This window comes from Paenibacillus sp. FSL P4-0127 (genome assembly GCF_038007325.1).
Taxonomy (GTDB): Bacteria; Bacillota; Bacilli; order Paenibacillales; family Paenibacillaceae; genus Fontibacillus; species Fontibacillus macerans.
Genome location: NZ_JBBOWY010000001.1, coordinates 296359 through 311206 on the forward strand (window position 1 = coordinate 296359; position 14848 = coordinate 311206).

Sequence of the window (14848 nt, forward strand, 5' to 3'; positions counted from 1 at the left end):
AGATAGCCTTACATTTTAGGGGTTGTTCAAAAAGTCATCTTTTGATCACGAAGCAGGTCATGAAGTGGATTCGACATCGAATCTTGAATTCAGCCGGGCCTTCCGGTGCTCACGTACCCAAAACGTACGCTCCGCTCCTCAGTCCCTAGCTTCATTCAACCTTCTCGGTGCTGAAAACCTGACTTTTTGAACACGCATTTTTAGACTTCAAGGAGGCGCAACGATAGAGAGTTTACCTCTTCACAACACTATGAAAATCATTCACTTCTTCTTGCAAATTGCCGTACTCACTGCATTTTACGGTGCGGGAGTGCTGCTTCAGACGCTCAGCAAGGCCCCGATTCCCGGAAGTATATTCGGACTTGTACTGCTGTTTCTGGCACTGAAGCTGCGGATCGTTCCCGCCGGATGGCTGGAACATGGAGCCACTTTTATGCAAAAATACATTCCCTTATTCCTGGTGCCGGCGACGGTCGGTGTCATGGATTATTTTCACGTGTTCACCAGAGGCGGACAATGGCTGATTGCGATTGTCGTGCTCAGCACGCTGCTGACCATGATCCTGGCCGGAGCGGTTGCACAGATGGCGGGCAGGCTCACAGCGAAGAACAAGGAGGCGGCTTCATGCGCGAAATCTTTCTCGAAGCAAGCGTAGCCTTGGGAATTGTCCTGCTGTTCCTGCTGATGAGCGCTCTGTATCGCCGGCTGAAATGGGCTATCCTCGTCCCGACTTTGACCTGTTCGGCGCTTGTGATCGCCTTATTGATGTGGACGGGAACTTCCTATGAAACGTTCATGAGGGGCGGACAGTGGCTGCAGTACTGCCTCGGCCCCGCCGTAGTGGCGCTCGCCTATCCGATGTACAAGCAGCTTGACGCACTGCTTAAAGAATGGAAGGCGGTGCTCGCCGGCGCGGTCGTCGGCATTGCCGCCGGGATGATCAGCGGAATCTGGTTTGCTTTATGGCTGGGGTATCCCCGGGAACTGCTTATCTCGCTTCTGCCCAAATCGATTACAACACCGGTAGCGATGGAAATCTCCGCAAGCTTGGGGGGCAATGCGCCGATTACCTCCGCTTTTGTGATGATTGCCGGAATTACCGGTGTTGTGCTAGGGCCCATCATCTTCAAATGCTTCGGAATCACCAGCGACATCGGGCGGGGGATCGGCTTCGGCGCCGCTTCCCATGCGCTCGGAACGAGCAAAGCCGCGGAATTCGGCCCGGTCGTCGTGTCAACTAGCACGGTGGCCCTGACCCTAAGCGCCGTATGCGGCTCCGTGCTGGCACCGGTGGTTGTGTGGCTGATGTTGTGAAGGGGGGGCGGGCGGAACCGCCAATCATCGCAAAAGTAACTTAATCAGCAAATTGGCGTTGTCGCCGCCGCCCAGACGCAAAGCAAATTGCCGGAAACCTTGACGGACCGGCTAGTACGGCCGGAAGTTTGTATAGCGCAAAACCGATCCGCTACTTGGAAGAGGCGACGATAGGAGGAACGGGAAAATCTAACGGTTGTCAGCGCCGCTAATTGGGCAAAAACGGGGTTCTGCAAAATGTAACGGTTGCCGGTGAGCTTATTTGCCTTTTTTTGTCGGGAAAGGGGCTGTTCCGCCCAAATAAGCGCGATCACAACCGTTAGATATGAAGCCTCTGCTTTTTCGGCAAAATAAGCGCAGTGGCAACCGTTAGCTGAGAAATGTTCCGGACAGATCGATCACTGGTAGCAAACTCGTTAAAATAAAGGAAAAAAATGCCGTTATTCCAGCGATATCCGTTCATTTGAGAGAAATAGAAGCAATTTATGTCGTTATTTCCCCCCGCCGCAAGGAAATCTCCGCGTTCCAGACCATTCATAGAGAAATAAGTACATAAAATGTCGCTAATGGAGATGAACATCTCTGGATCCGGAAAATAAGTACATAAAGTGCCGCTACTTTGTAGGCTGGCGGCCTGCCATGGGCCTGCTGGCAGCTTGCTGGAGGCGCTGCCGACGGGTCTACTGGCGGCTTACTGGAGGCGCTGCCGCTGGGCCTACTGGCGGCTTGCTGACGTCGATGCCGCTGGGCCTGCCGACTGCCTGCTGACTGCCTGCCGACCGGCAGTTCTAGCTGTAGTTGTTCCAACAGCCGATTATCACGCGCCGATTTCAAGGTTGTTCTATAGAATAGCGGTAGTTTTTCTACACCTTCACCCCTTGATCGATCCGATCATCACGCCTTTCTCGAAATATTTCTGGATAAACGGATAGATGATCAGGATCGGCAGGGTGGACACGATGATGACGCCGTATTTGATCTGGTCGGCATAACGCTGGGCGTAACCGCCGGCGTCGCCGCCGGTGCCGGCCCCGCTGGCAAACACCTGGTTGGACAGCAGGATGTCGCGCAGCACGATCTGCAGCGGCTGCAGGTCGTTGTCACGAATGTAGATCAGCGCGGTGAAAAAGTCGTTCCAGTGCCCGACCAGATAGTAGAGGCCGATCACGGAGACCAGTGCCTTCGACAGCGGCAATGCCACCTTCACGAAGAAGGTGAAATGCGAGCAGCCGTCCATCACCGCCGCCTCGTGCAGCTCCTGCGGCAGCGACGTTTCAAAAAATGTGCGGGCGATGATCAGATAGAACACGTTGACGCAAAACGGAAGGATAAACACCCAGATCGTATTGGTCAAGTGCAGGTCCTTCATCAGCAGGTAAGTCGGAATCAGTCCCCCGTTAAAAAACATCGTCACCACAAACAGGAACATGATCCCCCGTCTCGGACGAAATTCCCGCCGGGACAGCACGTAAGCGGCCGGCAGCGTAAACACTAGGTTGACCAGGGTGCCAAACAAGGTGTAAAACACCGTGTTGCGGTAACCGGTCCAGATCCGCGCGTCCTTGAAAATCTCTTGATACCCGAACAAGCTGACGTTTTTCGGATAAAACAGCACCTTCCCCGTGGAAACGAGCGTGGAGTCGCTGAACGAAGCGATCACGATAAAATACAGCGGATAAACGATCAGCAGAAAAATGACTGCACACACCAGCGCCAAAGCTGCTTTAAACGCCAGCTCCTTGCCGTCCAGCCGCGTGGCGGCAGCTCCAGGCACAAGCTCCTTTTTCCCCATTCGCGTTCCGGTTTGCCCCATGTCCGTTCCCTCCTTCCGTAAGCTATTTAGAATAGGCTCGTTTGCGACGCTTTTTTCGAGATGGCGTTCATGGCATACAGGAACACGAAGTTGATGACCGTATTAAACAAACCGATTGCCGAGGCCAAGCTGAACTGATTGGAGACGATCCCGATTTTGTACACATAGGTGGCAATGACTTCGGAAACCGGAAGATTGAGCGAATTTTGCATCAGGAAAATTTTCTCGAACCCCGTGCTGAGGATGTTCCCCATGCTGAGAATGAACAAAATGATGATCGTCGGCACGAGCGCCGGGAAATCGACGTACCGGATCGTCTGCCAGCGGCTGGCGCCGTCGATTTTGGCGGCGTCGTAAAGCTGGGGGTCCACCGTCGACAAAGCGGCCAGATAAATGATGCTGTTCCAGCCGCAGTGCTGCCAAATATCCGAAAGCACATACACCGGAATAAAGGTGGAGGTGGAAGCCAGCAGATTGATGTGCCCAAGCCCCAGCGATTTCAGCAAATGGCCGACGACCCCGGTTTCCGGGGACAGCAGCACGTTGAGCATGCCGACCAGCACGATGACCGAGATAAAATGCGGCAGATACACCGTCGTTTGCATCAGCTGCTTCATTTTTTTGCGCCGGATCTGATTAAGAATTAACGCCAGCACAATCGGCGCCGGAAAGCCGAGCACAATGCTCGCCAGGCTGATCAAAAACGTGTTCCGCATGAGGTCGGTGAACAGATAGCTGTCGATGAACTGCTGAAAATACGCCAGCCCCCGCCACGTGCCCCCGGTCAGCCCTTTGCTGAAGTCGTAATCGCGGAAAGCGAGCTGAATCCCGTACATCGGAATATAGTTGAAAATCAGAATCACGATGATCGCCGGCAGGATCATAATCCACAATTGATAGTCGCGTACGATGGCCTGAAGTCCCTTGCGAGCCTGCATGTGTCTCCCGCCTCCTTACTGCTTGCTTTTGTATTCGTCATAGTATTTTTGCATGATTTCCAGGTTTCTCGTGATCCCGGCCTTTTCGGCCTCTTTGACGTAAGCGTCCCATTCCGCCTCGACGCCGCCCTTGGTGACCCACTTGGCAAAGCTGGAATTGGCCAGGTTCATAATGTTCGTGTTGTTCAGGCTAAGCGTGTTGTTGTCCATGGTGGAGTACTTAATAAACATCGCCGGAAAAATATCGTTCGCCAGGTCCGCCTGCAGCGCTTCCTCCAAAGGTTTGGATTGTCCGATTACTTCCTGCATGTCTTTGCCCAGCGTGAGCTGAAGGTCGTCGGAGATATAAAAAGCACCGTGGTCCGCCATCGTCGACGTCCATTTCCACGTGCCCGGGTCCATTTTCGGGTCCGCCGGCGGAAGTACGCTGTAGGAGCCGTCCCCGTTGTCCTTAATGTTGGGGCCAAGCGAGCCGAACAGCACCTGCATGCCCACCTTCGGGTCGTACAGCTCGTCGATGAAGCGCATGGCCGCCTCTTTGTTTTTGCTCTTCGCCGACATGACGATATGGTTCACGCCATAGTTCAAGTTATAATAATCATAGGTCCAGGCCAGCTTGCCCGTATAATCGGCGGACACCTTCAGCGGCGGCATGGACGCATATTGCGGAGCGAGTTGCTCCCCGAACCGGTCCGACGCCACCCAGCCCCAGGTGAAGCCGACCTTTGCCGTATCGCCTTCCCCGCGGGCGGTCGATTGAAATTTCGTATAGTCGTGGGTAAACACTTCCTTATTGATCACCCCGGCCTTGTACAGCTTGCCGAGAAAAGCGACCATCGTTTTGTAGCGCTCGTCGATCAGGAAGTTCTTCACTTGGCCGTCTTCGACGAAATAGCCTTCCGCGTTCCCGTCCGATAAGGTGACGCCCATACTGCCCATCAGTACCGCCGGGTTAAAATAGCCGCCGATGCCGCCCGGCCAGTCCATCGGGATTTCATCGTTCGGGTCGCCGTTGCCGTTAGCGTCCTTCTCCTTAAACGCCATAAGCACGTCGTACAGCTCATCCCAGGTCGTCGGCATGTCAAGGCCAAGCTCATCCAGCCATTGCTTGTTAATGTACTGCCGGGCCGAGGCCGCCGGCCAGAACCGCTGATATTTCGGGAGGCCGTAAATTTTGCCGTCCGGCTGAGTGGCGATCAGCTTCGTCTCCGGTTTGTCGGTGAACATAGCCTGTACGTTCGGGGCTTGATCGAGCATCGCCGACAGGTCCTGGAACAATCCCTGGAACTGGGCGAAGTCCGCATCCGTGATGACGTTAGGCCCGATAAACAAATCCGGGATATCCCCGCTCGCCAGCATCGTGCCTTTTTTCTGCCCCCAATCGGAGGTGATCTCCTGCCACTCGATGTCCACGCCGGCGGCCTCCTCCGCCTGCTGCAGCCACTCCATTTCCGCCAGCGGCTTGGTCAGCGGATGCTTCGTCATAATCGCCGTCAGCTTTACCTTTTCTCCCGACGGTTCTCCGGCCCCCGGCGCATTCGCGGTTTCCCCGCTGTTCCCCCCTGAACCGCACCCTGTCAGCAGTATGGCTGTGATCAAGACGAGCGACGTGAAAACGGTTACCTTTTTGCGCATTTCCATACCTCCATACGTTTGATTTGGACACCGTCAATGCTGGCGCCATCCTGCGGACCGCTGCCGCAGCTTTGCCTGGCCGAACCAGGTACTATTGACTTTAAAGGGAGGCTTAGGCCGGCGTAAACGGGCAGTTTTGGCGCGGTATTCAATTTTTGAAAACGCTTAATTTTATAGCGGATTGGGGATCATCTTTCCGTCTTTATATGCGGAATTCAAATTTTGTGGATTTTCAAAAACTGTGTCTTCGAACAAAGCAAAAACCGCAGGTGCCCGTCATCTTACGGTTATCTGCGGTTCGAGAATCAGCTTTTTTGGTACTCGATGGCCTGATCCGTTCGAGCAGCCATTAGGAACTCAGTCACTTTCGTCATTGTTAACAATTTAGACAATAACAATTATGGAAAATAATTGTAAATTATGATATAATTTATTCATCTGGATAATCAATCTCTTTAAGGTTAAATTTTGTAGAATTAGAATAAATAGATTCATAAGTGGCGAAGTAAATTTTATTAAGCAAAAGTAAATTCCAAGTGTTTTTATCTTTAATTAGAATAGAGATTTCCTTGGATCGTGAATCGTATGGATTAACAGCAATAATCCAGTAATTATTCTTGGATGACTCTTTTTCTAAGATTTTGATGTATGAAGTAACACTACTTTTAGAAGTAGAGCAGCCTGTTAAAAATATTATTAATGCGATAATAAACAGAAAAGGTACCCTCTTTTTATACATAACATCAAGCTCCTTTCTGTCTTATTATAAATAAAATAGAAGATGGAGGTGAAGAATGAAAAAAACGTTTAAAACACTAGTTGTTATGTTGGTTTGTTCTTTAGCTTTCTCTGGGTTGACTTTTGCTGAAGATAGTAAGTATTCAGAAGCCGAGTTAAATCAGATTCTATTAGATTCAGGTATGCCTCAGGATGTGTTGAATTCTTTAGATTTTAATCAAAAATCACTAATTGTTACAGAATCCGGTGAGGATCTAAAGTACAAAGGTTCATCTCAAAGTGCGTATAGGGTGAATGCTACAACAGGAGAACTTGAACTTTTAAGTACTGATTCACGTGTATCACCGTATAGTATTTCATCTGCGGATTTAACCCTTGGAATCCAACATTTTTCTGTAAGTATTAATGGAGTAGCCATGGATGAAATTTATGCTTCTTTTGAGTGGAAAAATCCCCCTGCGGACAGTCCAACGGGTATTCAAAAGGATAGTATAGCTATTGCTGTCCCAGAAGGTTGGGAAATCCAATCCGGGAGATACGCAGGAGCTATACAAAGATGGGAAACATATGCTAATGGCTCTAGATGGAGTAGTGTAACCAGCTCTGGAGTGGGCAATAGTGGTAATCCTTCAGGTTACTCATTATATGGAGCTTCGTGGGATTTTTCAGGCGATTTTGCTTCAACTTGGTTCTCAAAATATAAGGGCACAGTTAAATTAACTATGAAAAAGAAAAGTTCCAGTGCAGTTAATAGAGTAGTTGCTAAATATATACAAGCCAAAAATAACACCTGGGGAAATTATTCTGTATCAGTAGCTTGGGGGCCACTTAGTGTAACATTTACTCCTAAGGCAGGATCAAACGATGACGCAAGCGTAGATTTATCTTGGAAATAGTTCCAAAAAATATAATATTTATAAGGCCGAGTAAAAGCTTCGGGCCCCCATAACTTTATACTTCCTTAAGTAAGTGAAATATGATAACTATTTTATTACTAAGCCGACATTGGAGTGTCGGCTCTTTCTCTTTACGATTTTATACACTCGAGTCCATGAAACAGGTAAAAAAAGCCCTTCTAATCTTCAAGTGGCCTGATTTGCAGATTTTCAAAAACTGCAGAGCAGTGAATAGAAATATCTTCGGCCCCGCTTGTTCCGCCCTCAATGAAAGCGTTGACATGATATTCCAACTGTTTTATACTCGATTTAATCTTACTTAGGGTTGTTACTGATCGACAGGCAAAACCTAAGAAAATGATATGTTGGCATCGACATATTATTTTTCTTAGGTTTTTTTGTGTCCGGCCCATCGACGAACTAGGGGGGAACTTATGGAATATAAATACGAACTGGTGCAGACGGATACATCATTTCCGTTAAAAATCATCGTCCATTCTTCGAATGAACCGGCAAACATTTCGGCTCATTGGCACGATAGCGTAGAGATCTCCTATGTGTTGTCGGGTATGATTGACCATATTTATGTTGATGGCGCTAATTATCGCTCCCAAGCGGGGGACATTGTGCTGATCAATTCCAATGCCATTCATTCCTTTTCCTTGAGCAAAGCGGAGGGAGAGGAGAGAAAAGCGGTTACGGTGCTGATTCCTTATGAATTTATCAAAGAAAATGATCCCGGCAATGGCTTGATTTCATTTGATTGTATATCTATTTGGGAAGCGAATGAACAGCGTTTGCGGCATTTTGCCGAGCTGCGCGAATTGCTGAACGACTTAGTGGCGGCGTACCTGAACCGGGATCAAGACCTTTTTGCCCCTATTCATTTAACTGCCTTATCCTACAAGCTTCTATATGTTTTATTCAAGTATTTTAAAAAAACCAATGCGTTTGTTCCGGTTATAGATTCTCGCAAATATTCGGAGCGGCTGTCGTTAATCATGGGTTATATTAAAGCCAACTATGACCAGAACTTGTCTCTAAATGCAATTGCCGAGGTTCTCGGATTATCCTCCGAGTATTTGGCCCGTTTTTTTGTCAAGCATACGGGGGTGACCTTGTTTCAATACATTAATGCCATCCGTTTGGAGCGAGCATTTCGTGATTTGATGAGCACGGATCAGCCTGTCATCCAAATTGCGCTTCATCACGGGTTTCCGAATGAGAAATCTTTTACCCGAGTGTTTAGGCAGGTTTTTCAAACCACACCGCATCAATATCGAAAAGAGAACAAAACACACGCGAAGTAAGACGTCAGTAAATGACCCCAAATTGGTTAATAAATGACAGGCAGGAGATGAAATGAATCATTAGAATAATATGTAAGCGTTTTAATTATCAGTGTGGGAGGTATCATGATGATAACAAGCTTCAGAAAAGCGGCCAAAACAACGGCATTGCTGGCGCTGGCCGTCACGACAACCCTTGCCTTCAGCTCGGGGGCGTGGGCCAAGGAAACAAGCGCTGCCGCCCCCTCTTATCGGACGGTTGTAGAGGTCGAGGATTTTGGCGCGCAAATTACAAAACTCATTGTTGATCTGGGGCAACCAATACCTAAAAACGCAGTAACCAAGGAGACATTTACGGTACATGTAAAAAGAAGCGACAGCCGGTTGGACGATCCTTTGATTGCGGAAGGCGACCGGAAGGTAACCAAGGCCTATGTGGCGGATCAAAACGGCAATCCCGCCAAAGAAACCGGAAGATATGCGGTCCTGGAAATGGAGATCGGTCCGGAAATAAAATTAAGCCCTGCCATGAATTATGTGGATGTAGGCGTATGGAATGACAACAAATACACCGTTACCCAGCAAAAGGATATTACCACCGAATCCGGGGTGATTTCCGGCCTGGTTATCGACAACTCCGCAGGAGAAATCAGAGAGCTGGTGGATGAGTTTAACACGGGGAAAGCCGCTTATGAAGGAGTTACGTTAACGTATGCGGACTATACGCCGGCAAAAGACAAAAAGAAAAATCCGCTGGTGATTTGGCTGCACGGCATGGGCGAAGGGGGCACCGACCCGACGATTGCCATCACCGGAAACAAAGCGGTGAATTTTGCTTCCAAGGACATTCAATCCTATTTTGGCGGGGCATATGTGTTAGCTCCGCAGACACCAACCTACTGGATGGATGGTTTTAACGGCTTTGGGGACGGAACCTCCAAATATGAAAAAGCCTTGATGTCCTTGATTCGCGACTATGTTGCCAAAAACAAGGATATTGATCCCAAGCGGATTTACATTGGCGGAGATTCCAACGGCGGTTATATGACCATGTTGATGATCCGCGATTATAAAGACTATTTTGCGGCGGCGTTTGTGGCGTGCGAAGCCTTAAAAGACAGTCTGATTACCGACAAACAAATCAAAGAGATGAAGGATTTGCCGATCTGGTTTATCGCCGCCAAGACGGATACCGTCGTTCCCCCCATCGACTACACGGTTTCAACGTATAGCCGCTTGGTGAACGCCGGGGCAAAAGATGTCCATATGTCTTTATTCAACAATGTATCGGACACCTCCGGTTTGTACAAAAAAAGCGATGGGACACCTTATGAATACAATGGTCACTGGTCCTGGATTTATGTGTATAACAACGATGTCTCCAAGGTAATCAACGGAAAGAATACGACATTAATGGAGTGGCTGGCTTCTAAGAAGAAAAAGTAAGAAACACAAAACCTCTCCGCCGGCGAAGTCCTTTGTCGTGCAAACCTATACGTTGGATACGCGGAATGGATGGGTATGGGGGTTCCGCCCCATACCCATTCCCTCTTTGGTTCTACCCCGAGAACCCTCCGTTTTTCCGCAAATAGAGCCTTTGGAGTCCCTTAGCTTTCGGCCACTTAGCTTGCAATCCCTTAGCTTGCAGCCCCCCTCCTCTCCTCCCCTATACCTGCGCGTCGTCCCCCTCCTCCGTATCTTTAAAGCCCCCAAGGCTCGGCAGCTGGATAGTTTTGGAATCGATTTCCAGCACTCATCTGACTACTTCCAGCCGCAGCGGTTCGGGGCTCAGCCCTTGTAGGTCTGGCGGTACTGGCCCGGAGTCGTCCCGACGATTTTTTTGAAGGAGCGGATAAAACTCGAAGTATTGGTGTACCCCGTTTGAGCGGCGATCGCTTCCAGCGTGTCGCCACTTTCGCGCAGCAACTGGGTTGACTTCTGAATCCGCAGCCGGTCGAGGTATTCCTTGAAATTCTGCCCCATCTCCTTCTTGAAGTGGTGGCTGAAATTCGAGACCGACATGCCGAAATGATCGGCCATGAGCTGCAGCGAGCAGTTGGGGTCCATGCCCTTCGCTTCGATCACCGCGAGAATCTCCTCCCGCGCCGCCGGTCGGGCTTTGGGCAGCGTCTCCCGGATCATCTCGCACAGCTTGGCGCCGCTGTCCCGGAGAATTCCGGACATCTGCTCCAGCGTATAGCGGGGCCTGAACGCGGCGTCCGTCAGCCGCAGCAGGCTTTGATCGTCCTGGCGGAACCGCTGCAGCCCGTTAAAAACAACGCTGGCCGTGTTCAGATACACGCTGCGCACCATATGCGGGGCCAACCCGTCGCTGCCCAGGTATCCGATGATCCGCTCGATCAGGGACTCCACTTGGGCGGCTTCGTTTTTCAGGATGGCCCATTCCAGCGACTGCAGCAGCTCGGCAAAATATGAAACCGCGCCGGACGAGGGCACCTCGATTTCACCGAAGCTTAAGATGGAGCAGGTGCCCCGGAGCCGCAGCTGCTCCACTGTGCGCAGCGCCTGCAAGTAGGACATGTGCGCGGATTTGGGGTCTCCGGGGTCTCCGGGGTCTCCGGGGCTTCCGACTTCCCCGGGCTCGCCGATGCCGACGATCGTCTTCCAGCCTGCTTCCGCCTGCAGTTCCTCCTGAAGCCTGGCCAGCGCCTCCTTGACCGCAAAACCTTCCGCATGGGAACAGACAAACACCAGTTCATGATGATACGTGCTTTTGAAAAAATAGCCGCGCGCCCCTTCTTTAGGAAGCTCCTCCTCCTTGCGTTTGCAAAATCCGAGAACCCAATCCGTCTCTGCGTCTTCGGTTTCGCAGGAAAGCACGGCCACCGTCAGGCGCGGGCCGGTCAGATCGATCCCCGTTTTCGCCGCCTCCCGCTCAATCGACTCCCACGTAAAGAAATGCCCGTTCACCAACTCCAGCAAGACGCGGTCCCGTTTGATCGGCAGGGTTTCCTTCACTTCCTCATCCAGCCGGCTGTTGGTCGCAAAAAGTCCGCTTAACGTATAGCGGATCGTATCGATCTCGTTCATCGGGCGCTGCTCCTGCGGTTCGAAAAGCGCGGCGGCAAAGTCGACCAGCCGTTTGATCGGATGGTAGTTTTTGCGGATCGACGCGTAAATCACGATCACTTCCAGCAGCAGGATAACTCCAACCAGAAGGATCGTATTCCGTTGAACCGTGCGGATGCCCTGCAGAGAGTCGGATACCGGGAGCAGGCTGACGTATTTCCAGCCGTTTTTATCGGATACCGTTTGCGAAACAATATAGGAGACTCCGCCCACCCGGTGAATGCCGGAAATCGGCCCGTTTGCCCCGTTCGCACCCTTCGCACCGTCCGCACCAGTCGTCCCCTTCGCTCCGTCCGTCTCCTTTGCACTGTTCGTCTTCTTCGCTCCGTTCGTCTCCTTCGCTTCGTCCGCCTGGCCCATCCGTTCCACCAGCGCCGCCAAATCGCCGGAAGCTTGGTACAACGAGGCATTCGAGGCTACCAGCGGCCGCCCCCGCTCATCAAAAATAAAAATATCCCCGTTATACGCTTCCGAAACCGACCGCATCATGCGCAGGATCGTATCCTCCCGGACCATGATCATAACGACGCCGGGGGAATTCGCCCCGCCCGCAGGCAGCGGCTGCAGAAAGGTCAGCACCCGGACCCGGTTGTTGCCGGGGATGACGACCTCCTCCACGGGCCGAACCATGGGGGAGTTCAGCGTATTCAAGGTCTCCTTCAAGTAAGCGTGCTGCCAGTTCTCATAATAAAAGCCGACTCCGGGCGTAGCCATATCGCCCATACTGTATGCGCTTCCACTTTTGGAGAAAAAAACACCGATGTTCCTCACATACAGCAGCGTATTGTAAATGAAAGCATCGGTCGCGTTGTATTTTTTCATTTCATTCGCAATCAGCACCCGCTGGTAATCGCTCTCCCCTGCCTGATACAGCCGGAATTCCCGGTTCTGCATGAGCTCGAACGGCAGGTTGTATACGTACCGCGTGAACGTGTCCATCGAGGTCATGAACTGCTCGGTGATATGGGCGTTCCAATCCATTTCCTTGTCCTTGACCGCTTTCGCCGAATAGGGGTAATAATAGAGCAAAATAATCAGGATCGGAAACAGCAGCACCAGCAAATAGGAAATCAACAGCTTTGTCAGCAGATTGGCTTTGTTTTTGCCCAAGGCCGGTTCACCTTCCCTTTCAATGTCCCCATGGATGGCGGCCGCCATCTGTTCTAAGATAGGATTTCGCGAAAAAACCGCCGCCAGCCGCGGTCCGGCTTCTTGAAGTACGTCGATCTTATCGTAACGTTGACCTTCGTCATTTGGCAACCCCTTTCGTTGCCGGAAATGGGCCGGACGGCGGCTCACTTTGGAGACACTGGGCGGGGCCGCGGCTCGCTACGGGGCACTGGGCGGAGCGGCGGCTCACTTCGAGGGCACCGGGCGGAGCGGCGGCTATTCTCCGGCGGCTGGCTCCGTCACGGACAGGAGGTTATGCTATGCTAGTCTATGTTAGGCTATGAGCAAAGCCCATGAAATGCAAAAGTGCAGGCGATTTTCGCACGAATGCCCCGAAAACGGCTCGTCAAATGCAAAAGTGCAGTCTATGAGCCTCTTTTTAATCGGATAGCCCCTAAAGAGATGCACTTTTGCATTTGAATCGCCCAAAACCGTCATTTTAAGAAAAATCAAATGCAGTTTTGCATTCTATATCACTAGTGTCGCATTCACTTTTATTCAAGAAGCCCCGCAACATGCTATCCCAGAACTACTGCTTGGAACTGCTACCATGTAACTGTTACCATGTAACTGTTACCACGCAACTGCTGCTCGGAACTGCCACCACGGAACTGGTACCCGGAACTACTACCATGTAGCTGTTACCACGCAACTGCTGCTCAAAGCTGGTACCCGGAACTCTAACGGTTGTATCAGCGGCTATTTTGCGAAAAAAGCCCTTTTCGAAATTCTAACGGTTGTGATCGCCGTTATTGGCCTGATTTTAAGCAAAATTGCCGGTTTTCAGGGAAATAAGCGCCAGGGCAACCGTTACAATTTGAAATCAACGTTCTTGGGACAAATAGCGCTTGTGGCAACCGTTAGAAAATTTGTGTGGCTAGAAAGTGTATCTTGTCAGATCAGATAGAGGTGCCCCATCAGCGGCAAAGCTCGGAAATGTATTCCGCGTCCCGGCCGACCCCGCCGATCAGCGCCGAACCTCGGCGATACTGCCACGGCAGCCCCAGGAAGTACAGACCTTGGACAGGCGAAACGCCGCGATGATGGAGCGGTTTTCCCTGATCGTCCAGCACGCGCGGAATTCGAATCCAGCCGTAATCCGGCCTGAAGCCGGTGGCCCATATGACGTTTTGGACGGTGAGCTTGCTGCGGTCCTGAAACGTAAATTCATGACCATGCGCGCTTTCGGTCTTCGGTTTAAGCTTGATTTTGCCCTGTCTGATCAGCGCTTTTAATTCATACCCGAAGATCGGGTCGCCTTGACGGCTCAAGAATCGGCCCGCCTTGCCGTCGACACTGGCTTTCATCACGCCAAGCTTGTCTCCCCACCAGAAGATGCTTTTCCCGAAAAGCCGGAGCGGGAGGAACTTCATCTTATGTCCCGCGGAAAGATAAACTTCCCGTTCCCCGGCCAGCTCCGCCGCTATTTGCGCGCCCGAATTTCCCGCGCCGACAACCAAAACCGCCCCCTCTTTCAAGGATAAAGGATTCAAATATTGCGACGTATGGACTTGGTGGACATCGCTCGCCAGCGCCTCCCGGAATCCAGGAACAAACGGCTTATGAAAAGGTCCGGCAGCTACAATGACGTTGCTCGCCAAATATCCCCCTGTGCGGGTTTGAATCTTAAATTTCCCCTGCTCTTTAGCAAGAGAGAGGACCTCCGTGTCCAATTGAACAGGCAAGTCAAAGTGGGCTGCATACCGCCCCAGATAGTCCGCGATTTCATCTTTGGCCGCATACCCGTTTGGATCGCCCGTGAGCGGAAGCCCCGGCAAAGAACTGTGCGATCTCGGAGTAAAAAGAACCAGGGAGTCGTAGCGGTTCCTCCATACGTCCCCGATTCTTTTTTCCTGGCCGATGATCCGAAAATCCGCATTCTTTTTCTTCAAATAGTACCCTGCGGCCAATCCCGCCTGGCTTGCCCCGATGATGAGCACGTCCGTTTTCGTTGTTGTCATCGCT

At 51.1% G+C, this 14848-nt stretch carries 11 protein-coding genes; 5 read left to right on the forward strand and 6 right to left on the reverse strand.

Annotated elements, in window-relative coordinates; all coding sequences use genetic code 11:
• The first annotated feature begins 310 nt into the window (after window positions 1-310).
• Window positions 311-655: a CidA/LrgA family protein gene (locus NYE74_RS01130; protein ID WP_249732527.1), complete on the forward strand. Its 345-nt coding sequence runs from the start codon at window positions 311-313 to the stop codon at window positions 653-655.
• Complete coding sequence (locus NYE74_RS01135) at window positions 625-1314, forward strand: LrgB family protein (RefSeq protein WP_124333418.1); 690 nt, start codon at window positions 625-627, stop codon at window positions 1312-1314. Before NYE74_RS01130 ends, NYE74_RS01135 begins: the two co-directional genes overlap by 31 nt.
• An 871-nt stretch (window positions 1315-2185) precedes the next feature.
• On the opposite strand, the gene NYE74_RS01140 is transcribed toward NYE74_RS01135, so the two are convergent.
• The 4 genes from NYE74_RS01140 to NYE74_RS01155 form a co-directional block, all read right to left on the reverse strand.
• A complete protein-coding gene (locus NYE74_RS01140) occupies window positions 2186-3127 on the reverse strand; it encodes a carbohydrate ABC transporter permease (protein WP_341004551.1) in 942 nt (313 codons plus the stop codon).
• A 26-nt stretch (window positions 3128-3153) separates the two neighbouring features.
• Window positions 3154-4065, reverse strand: coding sequence for an ABC transporter permease (locus NYE74_RS01145; RefSeq protein WP_124333426.1), 912 nt, complete (start codon window positions 4063-4065; stop codon window positions 3154-3156).
• A gap of 15 nt (window positions 4066-4080) precedes the next feature.
• Window positions 4081-5700 (reverse strand): ABC transporter substrate-binding protein, encoded by a 1620-nt coding sequence (locus NYE74_RS01150; protein WP_341004552.1) that lies wholly within the window; start codon window positions 5698-5700, stop codon window positions 4081-4083.
• A gap of 430 nt (window positions 5701-6130) precedes the next feature.
• Window positions 6131-6439 carry a hypothetical protein gene (locus NYE74_RS01155; protein ID WP_278738508.1) on the reverse strand — a complete coding sequence of 103 codons (309 nt, stop codon included), beginning with the start codon at window positions 6437-6439 and terminating at the stop codon, window positions 6131-6133.
• 55 nt (window positions 6440-6494) lie between these two features.
• On the opposite strand from NYE74_RS01155, the gene NYE74_RS01160 reads away from it, so the two are divergent.
• From NYE74_RS01160 to NYE74_RS01170, 3 genes are all read left to right on the forward strand, one after another.
• On the forward strand, window positions 6495-7334 hold the full coding sequence (locus NYE74_RS01160) for a hypothetical protein (protein ID WP_278738510.1): 840 nt from the start codon (window positions 6495-6497) through the stop codon (window positions 7332-7334).
• Between the two features lie 434 nt (window positions 7335-7768).
• Window positions 7769-8644: an AraC family transcriptional regulator gene (locus NYE74_RS01165; RefSeq protein ID WP_278738512.1), complete on the forward strand. Its 876-nt coding sequence runs from the start codon at window positions 7769-7771 to the stop codon at window positions 8642-8644.
• A gap of 108 nt (window positions 8645-8752) precedes the next feature.
• Window positions 8753-10069 (forward strand): prolyl oligopeptidase family serine peptidase, encoded by a 1317-nt coding sequence (locus NYE74_RS01170; protein ID WP_278738530.1) that lies wholly within the window; start codon window positions 8753-8755, stop codon window positions 10067-10069.
• A 342-nt stretch (window positions 10070-10411) separates the two neighbouring features.
• Here NYE74_RS01170 and NYE74_RS01175 read toward each other — a convergent pair whose 3' ends face one another.
• Together NYE74_RS01175 and NYE74_RS01180 are read right to left on the reverse strand one after the other, a co-directional pair.
• Entirely contained in the window at window positions 10412-12871 is a 2460-nt protein-coding gene (locus tag NYE74_RS01175) for a helix-turn-helix domain-containing protein (protein ID WP_445323415.1), read from the reverse strand.
• A gap of 929 nt (window positions 12872-13800) precedes the next feature.
• Window positions 13801-14844 carry a flavin-containing monooxygenase gene (locus tag NYE74_RS01180; RefSeq protein WP_240752300.1) on the reverse strand — a complete coding sequence of 348 codons (1044 nt, stop codon included), beginning with the start codon at window positions 14842-14844 and terminating at the stop codon, window positions 13801-13803.
• Window positions 14845-14848: the final 4 nt, after the last annotated feature.

What these genes read in the sequence shown, in the direction of transcription:
- NYE74_RS01135 (WP_124333418.1), top strand. Translation starts at nt 625, where the DNA reads ATGCGCGAAATCTTTCTCGAAGCAAGCGTAGCCTTGGGAATTGTCCTG.
- NYE74_RS01140 (WP_341004551.1), bottom strand. Translation starts at nt 3,127, where the DNA reads ATGGGGCAAACCGGAACGCGAATGGGGAAAAAGGAGCTTGTGCCTGGA.
- NYE74_RS01145 (WP_124333426.1), bottom strand. Translation starts at nt 4,065, where the DNA reads ATGCAGGCTCGCAAGGGACTTCAGGCCATCGTACGCGACTATCAATTG.
- NYE74_RS01150 (WP_341004552.1), bottom strand. Translation starts at nt 5,700, where the DNA reads ATGCGCAAAAAGGTAACCGTTTTCACGTCGCTCGTCTTGATCACAGCC.
- NYE74_RS01155 (WP_278738508.1), bottom strand. Translation starts at nt 6,439, where the DNA reads ATGTATAAAAAGAGGGTACCTTTTCTGTTTATTATCGCATTAATAATA.
- NYE74_RS01160 (WP_278738510.1), top strand. Translation starts at nt 6,495, where the DNA reads ATGAAAAAAACGTTTAAAACACTAGTTGTTATGTTGGTTTGTTCTTTA.
- NYE74_RS01165 (WP_278738512.1), top strand. Translation starts at nt 7,769, where the DNA reads ATGGAATATAAATACGAACTGGTGCAGACGGATACATCATTTCCGTTA.
- NYE74_RS01170 (WP_278738530.1), top strand. Translation starts at nt 8,753, where the DNA reads ATGATAACAAGCTTCAGAAAAGCGGCCAAAACAACGGCATTGCTGGCG.
- NYE74_RS01175 (WP_445323415.1), bottom strand. Translation starts at nt 12,871, where the DNA reads ATGGCGGCCGCCATCCATGGGGACATTGAAAGGGAAGGTGAACCGGCC.
- NYE74_RS01180 (WP_240752300.1), bottom strand. Translation starts at nt 14,844, where the DNA reads ATGACAACAACGAAAACGGACGTGCTCATCATCGGGGCAAGCCAGGCG.